Annotated in this window: 13 protein-coding genes, 1 rRNA gene and 1 pseudogene; 12 read left to right on the top strand and 3 right to left on the bottom strand. The window is 74.0% G+C overall.

Annotated features, from left to right (window positions below; all coding sequences use genetic code 11):
- From rrf to AC07FK_RS21470, 3 genes and pseudogenes are all read left to right on the top strand, one after another.
- A 5S ribosomal RNA gene (gene rrf / locus AC07FK_RS21480) occupies nucleotides 1-105 on the top strand; the annotation flags it as partial.
- A gap of 72 nt (nucleotides 106-177) precedes the next feature.
- Nucleotides 178-1,368 (top strand): annotated as a pseudogene (locus AC07FK_RS21475) (hypothetical protein); the annotation flags it as partial.
- A 384-nt stretch (nucleotides 1,369-1,752) separates the two neighbouring features.
- On the top strand, nucleotides 1,753-2,421 hold the full coding sequence (locus tag AC07FK_RS21470; protein ID WP_479106527.1) for a hypothetical protein: 669 nt from the start codon (nucleotides 1,753-1,755) through the stop codon (nucleotides 2,419-2,421).
- A 62-nt stretch (nucleotides 2,422-2,483) separates the two neighbouring features.
- Here AC07FK_RS21470 and AC07FK_RS21465 read toward each other — a convergent pair whose 3' ends face one another.
- Nucleotides 2,484-3,767 (bottom strand): DUF1015 family protein, encoded by a 1,284-nt coding sequence (locus AC07FK_RS21465; protein WP_479106500.1) that lies wholly within the window; start codon nucleotides 3,765-3,767, stop codon nucleotides 2,484-2,486.
- A 72-nt stretch (nucleotides 3,768-3,839) separates the two neighbouring features.
- Between AC07FK_RS21465 and AC07FK_RS21460 the strand changes: the two genes are divergently transcribed.
- The 4 genes from AC07FK_RS21460 to AC07FK_RS21445 all read left to right on the top strand — a co-directional run bounded on the left by AC07FK_RS21460 (nucleotide 3,840) and on the right by AC07FK_RS21445 (nucleotide 7,936).
- Nucleotides 3,840-4,868 (top strand): HAD-IIA family hydrolase, encoded by a 1,029-nt coding sequence (locus tag AC07FK_RS21460; RefSeq protein WP_479106499.1) that lies wholly within the window; start codon nucleotides 3,840-3,842, stop codon nucleotides 4,866-4,868.
- A gap of 76 nt (nucleotides 4,869-4,944) precedes the next feature.
- The gene (locus AC07FK_RS21455; RefSeq protein WP_479106526.1) at nucleotides 4,945-5,997 is read left to right on the top strand and encodes a FecCD family ABC transporter permease; all 1,053 of its coding nucleotides are present in this window, start codon (nucleotides 4,945-4,947) and stop codon (nucleotides 5,995-5,997) included.
- Nucleotides 5,998-6,056: 59 nt separating this feature from the next.
- Nucleotides 6,057-7,076: a FecCD family ABC transporter permease gene (locus tag AC07FK_RS21450; RefSeq protein WP_479106498.1), complete on the top strand. Its 1,020-nt coding sequence runs from the start codon at nucleotides 6,057-6,059 to the stop codon at nucleotides 7,074-7,076.
- A 23-nt stretch (nucleotides 7,077-7,099) separates the two neighbouring features.
- Nucleotides 7,100-7,936 carry an ABC transporter ATP-binding protein gene (locus AC07FK_RS21445; protein ID WP_479106497.1) on the top strand — a complete coding sequence of 279 codons (837 nt, stop codon included), beginning with the start codon at nucleotides 7,100-7,102 and terminating at the stop codon, nucleotides 7,934-7,936.
- Here the strand turns inward: AC07FK_RS21445 and AC07FK_RS21440 are convergent.
- The gene (locus AC07FK_RS21440) at nucleotides 7,920-8,270 is read right to left on the bottom strand and encodes an SCP2 sterol-binding domain-containing protein (RefSeq protein WP_479106496.1); all 351 of its coding nucleotides are present in this window, start codon (nucleotides 8,268-8,270) and stop codon (nucleotides 7,920-7,922) included. The genes AC07FK_RS21445 and AC07FK_RS21440 overlap by 17 nt on opposite strands.
- Nucleotides 8,271-8,311: 41 nt before the next feature.
- Between AC07FK_RS21440 and AC07FK_RS21435 the strand changes: the two genes are divergently transcribed.
- From AC07FK_RS21435 to AC07FK_RS21415, 5 genes are all read left to right on the top strand, one after another.
- Nucleotides 8,312-8,614: a hypothetical protein gene (locus AC07FK_RS21435; protein ID WP_479106495.1), complete on the top strand. Its 303-nt coding sequence runs from the start codon at nucleotides 8,312-8,314 to the stop codon at nucleotides 8,612-8,614.
- Between the two features lie 7 nt (nucleotides 8,615-8,621).
- Complete coding sequence (locus AC07FK_RS21430) at nucleotides 8,622-9,437, top strand: TlyA family RNA methyltransferase (protein ID WP_479106494.1); 816 nt, start codon at nucleotides 8,622-8,624, stop codon at nucleotides 9,435-9,437.
- Entirely contained in the window at nucleotides 9,434-10,375 is a 942-nt protein-coding gene (locus AC07FK_RS21425) for an NAD kinase (protein WP_479106493.1), read from the top strand. The genes AC07FK_RS21430 and AC07FK_RS21425 overlap by 4 nt, the downstream gene beginning before the upstream one ends.
- A 378-nt stretch (nucleotides 10,376-10,753) precedes the next feature.
- Nucleotides 10,754-12,472 carry a DNA repair protein RecN gene (gene recN / locus AC07FK_RS21420; RefSeq protein WP_479106525.1) on the top strand — a complete coding sequence of 573 codons (1,719 nt, stop codon included), beginning with the start codon at nucleotides 10,754-10,756 and terminating at the stop codon, nucleotides 12,470-12,472.
- Nucleotides 12,473-12,724: 252 nt separating this feature from the next.
- Nucleotides 12,725-13,828 carry a glycosyltransferase family 4 protein gene (locus tag AC07FK_RS21415; RefSeq protein ID WP_479106492.1) on the top strand — a complete coding sequence of 368 codons (1,104 nt, stop codon included), beginning with the start codon at nucleotides 12,725-12,727 and terminating at the stop codon, nucleotides 13,826-13,828.
- Nucleotides 13,829-13,952: 124 nt separating this feature from the next.
- Here the strand turns inward: AC07FK_RS21415 and AC07FK_RS21410 are convergent, their stop codons facing one another.
- A complete protein-coding gene (locus AC07FK_RS21410) occupies nucleotides 13,953-15,581 on the bottom strand; it encodes a PucR family transcriptional regulator (protein ID WP_479106491.1) in 1,629 nt (542 codons plus the stop codon).
- Between the last annotated feature and the right edge of the window lie 15 nt (nucleotides 15,582-15,596).

The raw sequence follows: 15,596 nt of genomic DNA, 5'->3' as shown, positions 1-15,596 counted from the left end.
AGCGTTAGGGAAACGCCCGGTTACATTCCGAACCCGGAAGCTAAGCCTTTCAGCGCCGATGGTACTGCAGGGGGGACCCTGTGGGAGAGTAGGACACCGCCGAACAATCTTTCAGGACCCTTGGTCCAGCGTTCATGCTGGACCAAGGGTCCTTTTTTATTTACCGAAGCGCGTCGGATGGCCGACTGCGCGAGAATGACTGCGTTACCCCACGACAGGAGCCAACCGATGTCCACCAACTCTTCCGACGATCGTCCGGAGCGCGAGCCGCGCCGGCGAGACGGCGATGACAGGGGCGGATACCGCGGCGGTCGCGACGACCGCGCGCCGCGCCAGGACAACGATCGCGGTGGGTTCCGTCGTGACGACCGCCCCACCGGAGGGTCCCGCGGCGGTCGTGACGACCGTCCGAGCGGGCCGCGCCGTGATGACGACCGAGGCGGGCGTCCGGGCGGGGGCGGCGGCTACCAGCGTCGTGACGACCGTCCCAGCAGTGGGCCGCGTCGGGACGACGAGCGTGGTGGCGGTTTCCGCGGCGGGCGCGACGACCGCGCTCCCCGTCGCGACGACCGCCCGAGCGGCGGTGGCTATCAGCGTCGTGACGACCGTCCCAGTGGCGGCGGTGGCTACCAGCGTCGCGACGACCGTCCGAGCGGTGGGGGTTTCCAGCGCAGGGACGACCGTCCGAGTGGCGGCGGTGGCTTCCAGCGTCGTGACGACCGCCCCAGTGGTGGCAGCGGCTATCAGCGTCGTGACGACCGCCCCAGTGGTGGTGGGTTCCAGCGTCGTGACGACCGGCCCGCCGGCGGCGGTGGGTTCCGCGGCGGCCGTGACGACCGCGGCCCGCGCCGTGACGACGACCGTGGTGGCTTCCAGCGTCGTGACGACCGTCCCAGCGGCGGCGGCTATCAGCGTCGTGACGACCGTCCGAGTGGCGGCAGCGGTTACCAGCGTCGCGACGACCGTCCGAGCGGTGGGGGTTTCCAGCGCAGGGACGACCGTCCGAGCGGTGGGGGTTTCCAGCGCAGGGACGACCGTCCGAGCGGTGGGGGTTTCCAGCGCAGGGACGACCGTCCGAGCGGCGGCGGTGGCTTCCAGCGTCGTGACGACCGTCCCAGCAGTGGGCCGCGTCGGGACGACGAGCGTGGTGGCGGTTTCCGCGGTGGGCGCGACGACCGCGCTCCCCGTCGCGACGACCGCCCGAGCGGCGGTGGCTATCAGCGTCGTGACGACCGTCCCAGTGGCGGCGGTGGCTACCAGCGTCGGGACGACCGCCCCAGTGGTGGCAGCGGCTATCAGCGTCGTGACGACCGCCCCAGTGGTGGCAGCAGCTACCAGCGTCGTGACGACCGTCCCAGCAGTGGCGGCTATCAGCGTCGTGACGACCGTCCCAGTGGCGGCGGTGGCTTCCAGCGTCGGGACGAGCGTCCGAGTGGTGGCGGCGGTTACCAGCGTCGGGACGACGAGCGCGGTGGGTTCCCCCGTGACGACCGGTCCCGGTCGCCGCGTCGGGACGACGAGCGCGGGTACCGCGGCGGTCGTGACGACCGTGGGCCCCGCCGTGACGACCGCGCACCGCGCCGTGACGACCGCGACGGGTACCGCGGGCAGCGTGACGACCGGGACCGCGAGCCCGTCAAGCGGCTTCCGATTCCCGAGGACGTCACGGGACACGAGATCGACAAGGACGTTCGCCAGGAGCTCCAGAGCCTGCCGAAGACGCTGGCCGAGGACGTCGCCAAGAACCTCGTCATGGTCGCGAACCTCATCGACGACGACCCCGAGGAGGCGTACGCGTACTCGCGCATCGCGCTGAGGCTCGCCTCCCGCGTGGCCGCCGTCCGTGAGGCCGCGGGCTTCGCGGCGTACGCGACGCAGCGGTACACGGAGGCGCTCGCGGAGTTCCGCGCGGCCCGCCGTATGACCGGCAGCGTGGAGCTGTGGCCCGTCATGGCGGACTGCGAGCGCGGGCTCGGGCGGCCGGAGCGGGCGCTGGCGATGGCCGGTGAGCCCGAGGTGGCGAAGCTCGACAAGGCGGGCCAGGTCGAGATGCGTATGGTCGCGGCCGGCGCGCGGCGCGACATGGGGCAGATCGACGCCGCCATCGTGACGCTCCAGGGTCCCGAGCTGGCGTCGAACTCGGTGCAGTCGTGGACCGCGCGGCTGCGTTACGCGTACGCCGACGCGCTGCTGACCGCCGGGCGTGAGGCCGAGGCGCGGGAGTGGTTCGCCAAGGCGATCGAGGCCGACAAGGACGGTTCGACGGACGCTTCGGACCGGCTCGCCGAGCTCGACGGTGTCGACTTCGTCGACGCTCTCGACGAAGAGGGCGACGAGGTCCAGGATTCCGAGGAGACCGTCGCGACGGACGGTGCCGAGGACGCGAGCGGCCCGAAGGTCGTCGAGGGCGACGAGGACTGACTGGCGCTGTGACTGAGGGCGGCACCCCGACGGGGTGCCGCCCTTTCGCGTTGTCGAGGGGCTCAGCTCAGGTCGAGGCTGCGCAGGACCAGGCCCGTCGCCGGCTTCGGGCCGAACGAGGTGGACTTGCGGGGCATCGTGACGCCCTGGCGGGCCAGGTCCCGGACCACCTCCTCGCGTACCGGATGCATCAGTACGGCCGTGCAGCCGTGACGTTCCGCCTGCTCGACGGCCGCCTCCGCGCCGTGGATGTACGCGATGTGCTCGGGGGCGTCGGGGACGGACCACACGTGGTCCAGGAGCGTCGCGTGCAGCACCGTCGCGTCCAGAGTCCGCCACGCCTCGGGGCGGCCGGACGGGATCGTACGGGCCAGCAGCGCCTCGTCGGGGCGGTCGACGAGGTGGAAGACGCCGTCCCCGGCCAGCAGGAACGCGTTGCCGGCGGTGGCGGCGTCGGCCAGGGCGTCCAGGGCCCGGGGCAGCGGGCCCGGCACCTCGCGTACGCGGAACGTGTCCGTCACCGCGGCCAGGGCGTCCGCGACGGGCAGGCGGTGCAGCAGGCGGTGGATGGCGCGGACCTGGAGCGGGTAGCGGGCCGTGTCGATGAGGAGGACGAGGCCGGAGTCCCAGGGGCCGCCGGCCGGGTGCTCCGACCGGAGGCGCAGGTAGGTGGCCCAGCGGTGGTGGCCGTCGGCGATCAGCGCCTGGCGTGCGGACAGGTCGGCCGTGGCTTCGGCCAGCTCGGCAGGGTCGGTGACGGACCACAGGCGATGGCTGAAACCGTCGTCCGTCGTGGTGGCCAGGACCGGCGGGCGCAGGGTGGCGCGTTCGATCACGGCGCCGGCGCCGGTCTCTCCGCCGTCGCCGCGGTAGGTCAGCAGGAGCGGTTCGAGGTTGGTTGCGGTGGCGCGCATCAGGGCGGCCCGGTCCGCGACGACGTGCGGCATGACGTCCTCGTGGGGCAGGACGATGCCGTCGGCGGGCGGGCTGAGGGTGAGGGCTCCGATGAGGCCGCGCTGCAGGAGGTCGCCGCTGCGCTGCTCGTACACGTACAGAGCGGGCTCCGGGTCCGGGGCGAGCACGCCCTCGGAGAGCCAGCGGCGCAGCGTGTCGGCGGCCTGCTGGTTGCGGATGCCCGGGGTGGCGGCCTGCGGCAGGATCAGCCGGACGATGTTGTACGGGTCGGCCGATTCCAGGTGGAGCAGGCCGTCGGGCCGTACGACCACGTCGTACGGCGGGGACGTGACAGCGGCCAGACTGCTCACGCGCTCGGGGACGTAGCGCAGTCCACGGAACGGGGCCAGGCGCAGGCCGTGGTCCTCCTCGGGCCGACCAGGTGTACTCATTGGTGCATCGTAAGTGGGGTCGTCCGATGCGCGATGATCGGGGGACGAGCGAGGATCTAGGAGCGATACGGAATGAGCCAGCGGACCAGGACCCGGCCCGACGCGAGCGCGCGTGCGCTGAGGGAGGCGTACGACACGGCTCTGCTGGACCTCGACGGCGTCGTCTACGCGGGCGGCGCGGCCATCGCGCACGCCGTGGACGCGCTCGGCGTGGCCCGGGAGGGCGGGATGCACCTCGCGTACGTGACCAACAACGCCCTGCGGACGCCCGACGCGGTGGCCGAGCACCTGACGGAGCTCGGCGTTCCGGCGGAGGCCTCAGACGTGATCACTTCCGCGCAGGCGGTCGCCCGGCTGATCGCCGATCAGATGCCGTCCGGGGCGCGCGTGCTGGTGGTCGGCGGCGAGGGCCTGCGGGTCGCGCTGCGCGAGCGCGGGCTGGTGCCGGTGGAGTCGGCCGACGACGATCCGGTGGCCGTGGTGCAGGGGTACGGCGGGCCCGATCTGGCGTGGGGCCGGTTCGCGGAGGCTTCGTACGCCGTCGCGCGCGGGCTGCCGTGGTTCGCCTCCAACACCGACCTGACGATTCCCAGTGCGCGGGGCATCGCGCCGGGCAACGGCGCGGCGGTGGAGGTCGTACGGATCGCCACGGGCGCCGAGCCGCAGGTGGCGGGCAAGCCGCTGCCGCCGATGCACCGCGAGACGATCCTGCGGACCGGCGCCGAGCGGCCGCTGGTGGTCGGGGACCGGCTGGACACGGACATCGAGGGTGCGAACGCCGGCGGCGTGGACTCGCTGCTCGTGCTGACCGGAGTGACGGACGCCGTGCAGCTGCTGGCGGCGGCGCCGAAGTACCGGCCGACGTATGTCGACGCGGATCTGCGGGGCTTGCTCACCGGGCAGCCGGAAGTGGCCGAGAGCGACAGCGGTTTCGTGTGCGGCGGCTGGACCGCTGCCGTGCGGGACGGCGAGCTGGTGGCCGACGGGGAGGGCGCGGCGCTGGACGGGCTGCGTGCGCTGTGCGCTGCGGCCTGGACGTATGCGGGGGACGGTACGTGCGAACTGGAGGCGGGGAAGGCGCTGGAGAGGGTGGGGCTCTAGGCGGCGGACCGGGGGCTTCCGTCGGGGGGCGACGGCCGTTTGCCGGATTGCGAGGGTAGGCTAACCTAACTCCGTGTTGGTCGAGAGTTCCCCCAAGCAGAGCGCGGTGCCGGCCCCCCGCGCCCCCGCGTCCCCCGGACGCAACGCCGTACGCGCCGTCGGGCTGTTCGCCGCCCTCGGCGTGTTGCTGCTGGTCGTCGTGGCGAGTATCGCGATCGGCGCCAAACCGCTCGCAGTGGGCGACGTGTGGCACGGCCTGTTCCATGCCTCCGGGACCGGCAACGACGTGATCGTCCGTGACGTGCGGGTGCCCCGCACCCTTCTCGGCGTGCTGGTCGGGGTGGCCCTCGGGCTCTCCGGCGCGGTCATGCAGGGACTCACCCGCAACCCCCTCGCGGAGCCGGGAATCCTCGGCGTGAATGCGGGGGCGGCAGCCGCCGTCGTCTCCGCCATCAGCTTCTTCGGCATCACGTCGCTGACCGGATACGTGTGGTTCGCGTTCGCCGGCGCGGGAGTCGTCTCCGTACTGGTCTACGTCCTGGGCGGCAGCCGGGGCGCTACCCCGGTACGGCTCGCGCTCGCCGGCACCGCCGCGACCGCCGCGCTCTACGGCTACGTCAACGCCGTACAGCTCATGGACTCCGCCGCGCTGGAGCAGATCCGGTTCTGGACCGTCGGGTCGCTGGCCTCCGCCGACATGGAGATCATCGGCAAGGTCTGGCCGTTCGTCGCCGCCGGCGTCGTGCTCGCGCTGCTGATCGCGCGGCCGCTCAACGCCATGGAGATGGGCGACGACACGGCGAGGGCGCTGGGCGCGCACCTGACCCGCACGCGTGTGCTCGCGATGGTCGCGGTGACGCTGCTGTGCGGGGCCGCGACCGCCGCGTGCGGGCCGATCGTCTTCATCGGGCTGATGGTTCCGCACCTCGTGCGGACCCTCACGGGACCCGACATGCGCTGGATCCTGCCGTACGCCGCCGTGCTGTCCCCGGTCCTGCTGCTCGGCTCGGACGTCATCGGTCGGGTCGTGGCCCGGCCCTCGGAACTCCAGGTCGGCATCGTGACCGCGCTGGTCGGCGGGCCCGTGTTCATCCATCTCGTACGCCGCCGGAAGATGGCCCAACTGTGACTGTCACCTCTCCTTCGCGACCTTCGCGCTCGCGGAACCTGTCCGGGACCTCCCGTGCGATGCGCACCCGCGGCGGACTCTCCTTCCGGGTCGAGCCCAGGGCGCTCCTCGCCACGGTTCTGCTGCTGGCCGCCGCGCTCGGCATGGCGGTCGTGCTCATCGGCAGCGGCGACTTCCCGATGTCACCGGGCGACGTGGTGCGCACGCTCCTCGGGAACGGCACCGCCGCGCAGGAATTCATCGTCACCGAGCTGCGGACGCCGCGGGCCGTCGTCGCGCTGCTCGTCGGTGCGGCGCTCGGGGCCTCCGGGGCGGTCTTCCAGTCCATCTCCCGCAACCCGCTGGGCAGTCCGGACGTGATCGGTTTCGGCCAGGGCGCCACGGCCGGTGCGCTGACCGTGATCGTGCTGTTCAAGGGCGACGCGCTCGCGGTGACGGGCGGCGCGCTCGTCGGCTGTCTGCTGACCGGAGCCGCCGTCTACTTCCTGGCGTGGAAGCGGGGCGTGCACGGTTTCCGGCTGGTGCTCGTCGGAATCGGCGCGGCCGCCATGCTGACGGCGCTCAACCACTATCTGATCACCAAGGCCAGCATCTTCGACGCCACCCGCGCCACGGTGTGGATGACGGGCTCGCTGGAGGGGCGCGGCTGGGAGCAGGCGTGGCCGCTGCTCGGCGTGTGCGCCGTCCTCCTTCCGCTGGTGCTGGGGCACGGGCGGTCGCTGCGCATGATGGAGATGGGCGACGACGCGGCGTACGCCCTCGGGGTGAGGGTCGAACGGGCCCGGCTCGTGCTGATGCTGTCCGCCGTACTGCTCATCGCCGTCGCGACGGCCGCCGCCGGGCCCATCGCCTTCGTCGCGCTGAGCGCGCCGCAGCTCGCCCGCAGGCTGACCCGGTCGCCGGGGGCCAATCTCGGCGCCTCGGTCTGCATGGGCGCCGCCCTGCTGGTGGTCGCCGACTGGATCGCCCAGCTGGGCCTCGGCGGCACACAGCTGCCGGTGGGCGTGGTGACGGGCGTGCTCGGCGGCTGCTACCTGCTGTGGCTGCTGGTCACCGAACGCAAGGCGGGACGTATATGACGAACGAGAAGACTTCCAGGAGCATGCCAGTGCAGCGTCAGCGCCTCAGCGCGGAATCGGTGACCCTCTCCTACGACCAGCGGGTCATCGCGGAGGACCTGTCCGTCGAGATACCCGACAACTCGTTCACGGTCATCGTCGGGCCCAACGCGTGCGGCAAGTCGACGCTGCTCCGGGCTCTCTCACGGATGCTCAAGCCGACGCGGGGGCGGGTGCTCCTCGACGGCGCCGCCATCGGCTCCATGCCGGCGAAGAAGGTCGCCAGGACGCTGGGGCTGCTGCCGCAGTCGTCCATCGCGCCCGACGGGATCACGGTCGCCGACCTCGTGGCGCGCGGCCGCTATCCGCACCAGGGGCTGCTGCGGCAGTGGTCGCCGGAGGACGAGCGGATCGTCGGGGAGTCGATGGAGTCCACGGGCGTCGCCGAGCTGGCCGACCGGTACGTCGACGAGCTGTCCGGCGGACAGCGGCAGCGCGTGTGGATCGCGATGGCCCTGGCCCAGCAGACGCCCCTGCTGCTCCTCGACGAGCCGACGACCTTCCTCGACATCCAGCACCAGATCGACGTCCTCGACTTGTGCGCGGACCTGCACGAGACGCGGGGGCGCACCCTCGTCGCCGTACTGCACGACCTGAACCACGCGGCGCGCTACGCCACGCACCTGATCGCCATGCGGGACGGCGCGATCGTGGCGCAGGGACCGCCGGCCGAGGTGGTCACCGCGGAGCTGGTGGAGCGGGTCTTCGGGCTGCGCTGCCAGGTCGTCGACGACCCGGAGACGGGAACGCCGCTGGTGGTCCCGGCGGCGCGGCAGGCGCGCGGCCGGGCCGTGGCCGCCCCGGCTACAGCAGCTTCCTGAGCCGGATCAGGTCGCGGAATCCGGCCTCCAGCCGGACCCGGCCCGAGGCCCAGGCCCTGGCGAAGTTCAGCTCGCCGCCGACCATGGCGACCAGGTCGTCACCGGTCATGGCCAGACGGATCTCGGCGCGCTCGCGCGGGGGGCCGTCATGGGTGTCCCGTACGTCGATCCGGCCGTCCGCGAGGCGGCCGGTGAACGTGACGTCCAGGTCCGTGAGGTGACAGCTCAGGGAACGGTCGAGCGCGGCGGCGCTGCGTACCCCGTCGTCGTCGGCCCGGGCCAGGTTGTCCGAAAGTCTGTCGAGTGCGCCGCGGCACTCCTCCGTCGTAGCCATCGGATCGACGGTACCCCAGGGCTTCGGGGTAGCGTCGGGGCATGAACCACGAGGTCGAGGGCGCCGAGTACGCCCCGAACGAGGCCGGGGAGACCGCCGGGGCCGCTGCCGGCGCGCCGTACGGCCCCGCCGCACCGGCGCCTCTCGGCGTGGAGCGCACCCCCACCGGGCACGACGGCGTCGACGTCCTGCTGGAGCGGCTCGGCGACGCCGACCACCTCCCCGCGGACGGGCACATCGAGGTGTACGAGGATGTACACCGGGGACTGCGTGAGGCGCTGACCGCGCTGGACGCACGCCCGGGACCTCCGGCGCCCCCTTCCACGTACGACAACAGGAGCTGAACCGATCGTGGCAGGAGTCGCGCGCCGCCGCCTCGACGCCGAGCTGGTCCGCCGGAAACTCGCCCGCTCCCGGGAGCACGCGAGCCAGCTGATCGCCGCAGGGCGGGTGAAGGTGGGCGGCGCCGTCGCGACCAAGGCCGCCACGCAGGTCGAGACGAGCGCCGCCGTCGTGGTGCTCAAGGACGAGAGCGACCCGGACTACGTATCGCGGGGCGGCCACAAGCTGGCCGGCGCGCTGGAGGCGTTCGCACCGCTGGGGCTGGAGGTCGAGGGGCGCCGTGCGCTCGACGCCGGGGCCTCCACGGGCGGGTTCACCGATGTGCTGCTGCGCGCCGGGGCCCGGCAGGTCGTCGCCGTCGACGTCGGATACGGCCAGCTCGCCTGGTCGCTGCAGTCCGATGAACGCGTGAGCGTCAAGGACCGTACCAACGTGCGGGAAATGACACTCGAGACGATTGACGGGGAGGCGGTCGACCTGATCGTCGGTGACCTGTCGTTCATCCCCCTCGGCCTCGTGCTGCCGGCGCTGGTGCGGTGCGCCGCGCCGGACGCCGATCTCGTGATGATGGTGAAGCCGCAGTTCGAGGTGGGCAAGGACCGCCTGGGCAGCGGCGGCGTCGTACGCAGCCCGGAACTCCGGGCGGAGACGGTGCGGGCCGTGGCCCGGCAGGCGTGGCAACTCGGCCTGGGCGTACGGGGCGTCACCGCCAGTCCGCTGCCGGGCCCTTCGGGGAACGTCGAGTACTTTCTGTGGCTCCGGGCCGGTGCTCCCGAGCTCGACCCGGCGGATGTTGACCGTGCAGTGGCGGAGGGGCCGAGTTGACAACGACGACAACGACGACGGACAGATCTGCCGAGCCCTCCGGGACGGCACGCACTGTCTTCCTGGTCGCGCACACCGGACGCCCCGCGGCGATCCGCAGCGCCGAACTGGTCGTACAGGGACTGCTGCGCAGCGGAATCGGCGTGCGCGTGCTGGCGGCGGAGGCGGCGGACCTGCCGCTGCCGCCGTCCGTGGAGACGGTGGCGGAAGCCTCGCCGGCCGTACTCGACGGCTGCGAACTGCTGATCGTCCTCGGGGGTGACGGGACGCTGCTGCGCGGCGCCGAGTTCGCGCGCGCCTCCGGGGTGCCGATGCTCGGCGTCAACCTCGGCCGCGTCGGCTTCCTGGCGGAGGCCGAGCGCGACGACCTCGACAAGGTGGTCGACCGGGTCGTCACGCGCGCGTACGAGGTCGAGGAGCGCATGACCCTCGACGTCCTGGTGCACAACAACGGGGACGTCGTCCACGAGGACTGGGCGCTCAACGAGGCTGCCGTGCAGAAGGTCTCGCCCGAGCGGATGCTCGAAGTCGTCCTGGAGATCGACGGGCGGCCGGTGACCGGCTTCGGCTGCGACGGGATCGTCTGCGCCACCCCCACCGGCTCCACGGCGTACGCGTTCTCGGCCGGCGGGCCCGTGGTCTGGCCGGAGGTGGAGGCGCTGCTGATGGTGCCGATCAGCGCGCACGCGCTGTTCGCCAAGCCGCTGGTGACGTCGCCGAACTCGGTGCTCGCGGTCGAGGTGCAGCCGCACACGCCGCACGGCGTGCTGTGGTGCGACGGCCGCAGGACCGTGGAACTGCCCTCCGGGGCGCGGGTGGTGGTGCGGCGGGGCGCCGTGCCCGTACGGCTGGCTCGGCTGCACCATGCGTCGTTCACCGACCGGCTCGTCGCCAAGTTCGCCCTGCCCGTCTCGGGGTGGCGGGGCGCGCCGCACTGACGGGCGGCGTACGGGACAGCGCTTCGCAGGGTGATCGCGCGAGGGCGGCGTCGCGTCGCCCGGCGTCGCGTCGCCCGGCCCTCGTCCGTTCTCCGGCCCTCGTCCGTTCTCCGGCCCTCGTCCGTTCCCGGGGCCTCGTCCGTTCCCCGGTCTCGCCGAGACCGGGGAAGCCCCGGCCGCCGCTCCCCGAACTCGTGAATTCTTGTGGAGAGTGATGCGGGTGGGCTCCATGGGCCGATCACCCGGGCCGGGGTGGGGTTTTGCCCGTCGCGGCCCGTCGCATCGGCGGGGAGCGGGGGGCGCGCGGGGGAGTGTCGGTGCGGGGGCCGTCGCGAGGGAGGCTCCGGACCTCGTAAGGTCGTGTCCGTGTTGGAGGAGATGCGGATACGGTCGCTGGGCGTCATTGATGACGCCGTCGTCGAGCTGTCACCGGGGTTCACCGCGGTGACGGGCGAGACCGGCGCGGGCAAGACCATGGTCGTCACCAGCCTCGGGCTGCTGCTCGGCGGGCGCGCCGACCCCGCCCTCGTCCGGATCGGGGCCAAGGCCGCGGTCGTCGAGGGGCGCATCACCGTGCCCGCCGGCGCGCCCGCCGCCGTACGGGCGCAGGAGGCGGGGGCGGAACTCGACGACGGGGCGCTGCTGGTCAGCAGGACCGTCTCGGCCGAGGGCCGGTCGCGGGCCCACGTGGGCGGGCGCTCCGTACCGGTGGGGCTCCTCGCGGAGCTGGCGGACGACCTCGTCGCCGTACACGGGCAGACCGATCAGCAGGGCCTGCTGCGGCCGGCCCGGCAGCGGCAGGCGCTCGACCGGTACGCCGGAGACGCCGTCGCCGTCCCCCACGAGAAGTACGCGGCCGCGTACCGGCGGCTGCGGGCCGTCGCGGTGGAACTGGACGAGCTGACCACGCGGGCCCGGGAGCGCGCGCAGGAGGCGGATCTGCTGCGCTTCGGGCTCGACGAGATCGCGGCCGTCGAACCGCGGGCCGGCGAGGACGTCGAACTCGCCGCCGAGGCGGAGCGGCTGGGGCACGCCGAGGCGCTGGCCTCCGCGGCGGCTGTCGCGCACGCCGCGCTCGCCGGGAACCCGGAGGACCCGGAGAGCGTCGACGCCAGCACGCTGGTCGCCGGGGCTCACCGGGCCCTCGACGCCGTGCGGTCGCACGATCCGGCGCTCGCCGTGCTCGCCGAGCGGATCGGTGAGATCGGGATCCTGCTGGGCGACGTGGCGGGGGAGCTGGCCGGGTACGCCGACAACCTCGACGCCGACCCGCTGCGGCTGTCCGCGGTGGAGGACCGCAGGGCGGCGCTCACCCAGCTCACGCGCAAGTACGGCGAGGACGTCGCAGCGGTGCTCGCGTGGGCGCAGGACGGGGTCGCCCGGCTGACGGAGCTGGAGGGCGACGACGACCGGATCGGCGAGCTGACGGCTGAGCGGGACGGGCTGCGGGACGAACTCGCGGGCCTGGCGCAGGCCCTCACCGACGCCCGTACCGAGGCGGCGGCGCGGTTCGCCGACGCGGTCACCGAGGAACTGGCCTCGCTCGCCATGCCGCACGCCCGGGTCACGATCGACGTACGGCAGACCGAGGACCCCGAGGGGATCGAGGTCGGCGGGCGTCCGGTGGCCTACGGGGCGTCCGGGGCCGACGAGGTGGAGCTGCTGCTCGCGCCGCACCCCGGCGCGCAGCCCCGGCCGATCGCCAAGGGCGCCTCCGGCGGTGAACTTTCCCGGGTGATGCTCGCGGTGGAGGTGGTCTTCGCCGGGTCCGATCCGGTGCCGACGTATCTCTTCGACGAGGTCGACGCGGGCGTGGGCGGCAAGGCGGCGGTCGAGGTCGGCCGGCGGCTGGCGAAGCTCGCGAAGTCGGCGCAGGTCGTCGTCGTGACGCACCTGCCGCAGGTCGCGGCCTTCGCCGACCGGCAGCTACTGGTCGAGAAGACCCACGACGGGTCGGTCACCAGGAGCGGAGTCACCGTCCTGGAGGGCGAGGACCGGGTCCGGGAGCTGTCGCGGATGCTGGCGGGACAGGAGGACTCGCAGAGCGCCCGGGCGCACGCGGAGGAGTTGCTGGCCGCCGCGCGCGGGGACGTGTAAGGCCGCTCGGGGCAGGGCTCGCGTTGCCGCGGGCGGGGACGCGTAACGCCGCCCGGGTCACGGTCCGGTCGCCGGCCGGCCTGCCCGGTTCACCCGCACGGGTGTGCCCGGGCTCGCCGGTCACCCGTGTGGGTGATGCCGGTCAGGTGCCAGCAGGGATGAGACCCTTTCGCGGTGCCGGAACGCGCGTACGGGCTGGCATCCTGGGCGACGCACTACGCCCGTTCGACGCCGACTCAGGAGCTCCGCGACGTGAGCAGCACCCCGGTCCCGCCGTACGGTCGGTCGCCGCTGAGCGTCGTCCACGTGCTCGGCGGCGGCAGCGCGGGCAGCACCGCGCACGTCAGATCACTGGCCGCCGGGCTCGTCGCGCGTGGTCTGCGGGTGGCCGTCTGCGCCCCCGCCGCGGTGCGGGACGCGTACGACTTCGGCGGTTCCGGGGCGGGGTTCGCCGCCGTGCCGCGCCGCAGCGATCCCGCCGCCGTGGCGGCGCTGCGCGCGGCCTGCGCCGGGGCGGACCTCGTGCACGCCCACGGGCTGCACGCCGCTGTCCGCAGCGCGCTCGCGCTGCGGGGACGGCGCGTCCCGCTGGTCGTCACCTGGCACACCCGGGCGGACGACGAGGGTCCGCGCGGCCATCTCGTGCGGCTGCTGGAGCGCAGGGCGGCCAGGGCGGCTGCCGTGGTGCTGGGCACGTCGTCCGACCTCGTGGACCGGGCCCGCAGCCGCGGCGCGCGCGACGCGCGGCTCGCGCCCGTCAGCGTGCCCGCGCCGCGGCCGCCCGAGGGCGCCGGCGAGAGCAAGGCGCGGGCGGACCTCGGGGCCGTCGACCGGCCGCTGGTGATGGCGGTCGGCAGCCTCGAGCGCAACCGGGGATACGACGCCCTGCTGGACGCGGCGCGCGTCTGGCGGGACATGGACCCCGCACCGCTGCTGGTGGTGGCCGGCGAGGGCGGTGAGCGGGGCGCACTCCAGCGGCGTATCGAGGCGGAGTCGCTGCCGGTGCAGCTCATCGGGCGGCGGGACGACGTCGGGGAGCTCCTCGCCGCCGCCGACGTCGCCGTGCTCGCCAGCCGCTGGGAGGGGCGGTCCGTGCTGGCGCAGGAGGCGCTGCGGGCAGGGATCCCGCTGGTCGCCACGGCGGTGGGCGGGGTGCCCGAGCTCGTGGGCGACGCGGCCGAACTGGTTGCGTACGGCGACAGCCGGGCCCTCGCGGACACCGTCGTACGACTGCTGGACGACCCGGCGCGACGGCTGCGGCTCGCCGAGGCGGGCAGGGCGCAGGCGGCGACCTGGCCGACCGAGGACGAGACCGTGGCGCAGGTGCTGGCCGTGTACGACGAGCTGACCGGCTGAATCCCGACCCGGCGGCCCGGTCCGGCTGACTCCCGACCCGGCGGCCCGGGTGGCCCGGGTGGCCAGGGAGGCCCGTCGCGGGTTTTGCCGACGCCGAGGCCGCGGACAGGCGCGCGGGCCCGGCCTAGGTGATGTGGCGGCGGGCGCGCAGGGCCAGGCTGAGCGCCAGGACCGTCTGCGGGTCGTCCAGGTCCGTGCCGAGGAGCTCGGAGATGCGCGCCAGGCGGTTGTAGAGGGTCTGCCGGTTCAAGTGCAGCTCACGGGCCGTCTCCGCCTTGCGGCCCGCGTGCGCCAGATACGTCTGGAGGGTGGGCAGCAGGGGCGGGCGGGACGTGCGGTCGTGGTCCCGCAGGGGTCCGATCGCCCGGTCGACGAAGGCCGCCAGGTCCGGGTGCTCCCGCAGGCGCCACAGCAGCAGGTCGATGTCCAGACGCCGGGCGTCGTACCAGGGGCGGTCGGACAGCCCCTGGGCGGCCGTCGCCGTCTCCGCCGCGTGGCGCAGGCCCGCCGACGCCGCCGTCCAGCTGCCCGCCACGCCGACGACCACGACGGGAGGGTGTGCGCCCGCGCGTTCCAGACCGGCGCGTTCCACCCCGGCGCGCAGCGCCGCAGCCACGCGGTCGGCGACCGCCGTGCGTTCCGACTCGGAGCGCAACCCCAGCAGGAGGGGTACGCGGCCCTCCACGGGGCGTACGCCCAGCAGGACCGGCACGCCGACCGCGGACAGCTCCTCCAGGACGGCGCGAGCCAGCACCGCCCAGTTGCCCGCCGGGGCCAGCTCGGCCGCGAGCCGCATCACCACGGGCAGCAGCGGGCCCTCGCCCGGCTTGAAGCCGAGCACCCGGGCCTGGGCGGGCGCGTCCTCGGCGGCGATGCGGCCCTCGGCGAGGTCCGTGAGGAAGTCGCCGCGCCCGCGCGCGGCCAGCTCCTCCTCCTGACGCGCCTGCATCAACACGACGGCGAGGATCCCGGCCGCCCGCTCCGCCGCGATCCGGTGGACGGGCAGCAGGGGCGAGGACACCGCGAGGAGCGCGATCCTGGCCCTGACCGCCCCCGCGCCGTGGCCGCCGCCCGGCACGTCCACCAGCACGCCGTTCGCGGGCGGTCCCGACTCCCGCGCCTCCCGCTGACCGCGCAGGCCCTCCCACACCTGGAGGGGGTCGGCGCACGCGTCGCCCGCCCCGGGCCCGGCCGCGTACAGGAGCTGTCCGTCCGCCGTCTCCAGGAAGACCGGGTTCGCGGTGAAGTCCGCCAGGATGCCGAGGACCTGCGGGATCCCGCCGCCGCCCAGGAGCGCCTCCGTACAGCGCCGGTGGACCTCCTCGGCACGCCGCAGCAGGGTGTAGTGGCCGTTGACGATCTCGGTGTGGACCTCCTCGGTCACCGAGACGAACGGCACCTCCCGGTGCAGCTGGACGAGCGGCAGCCCGGCCGTCCGCGCGGTCTCCACGATCGTCGCGGGCAGCCGGCTGAACCGCGGGCCCAGCTCGACGACCAGGGCGGCGATGCCCCGGTCCGCGAGGCGGCGTACGAACGCGCGCTGCTCGGCGGGGCGCGTACCGAGGCCGAGGCCGGTCGTCAGGAGGAGCTCGCCGCCCTTGAGCAGCGAGGCGATGTTCGGCACCTCGCCGGCGTGCACCCAGCGCACGGTGCGGTTCAGCCGTTCTGCGCCGGCGACGACCTCGGGCAGTCCGCCGCGGAGCCCCGGCAGCTCCAGCGCCCGCTGAACGGTGATGCCGCCTTGTGTGTCCACTGCGATGTACCTCGT

Source organism: Streptomyces sp. NPDC046122 (assembly GCF_056429965.1).
This window is presented reverse-complemented; position numbering and strand designations above follow the sequence as displayed.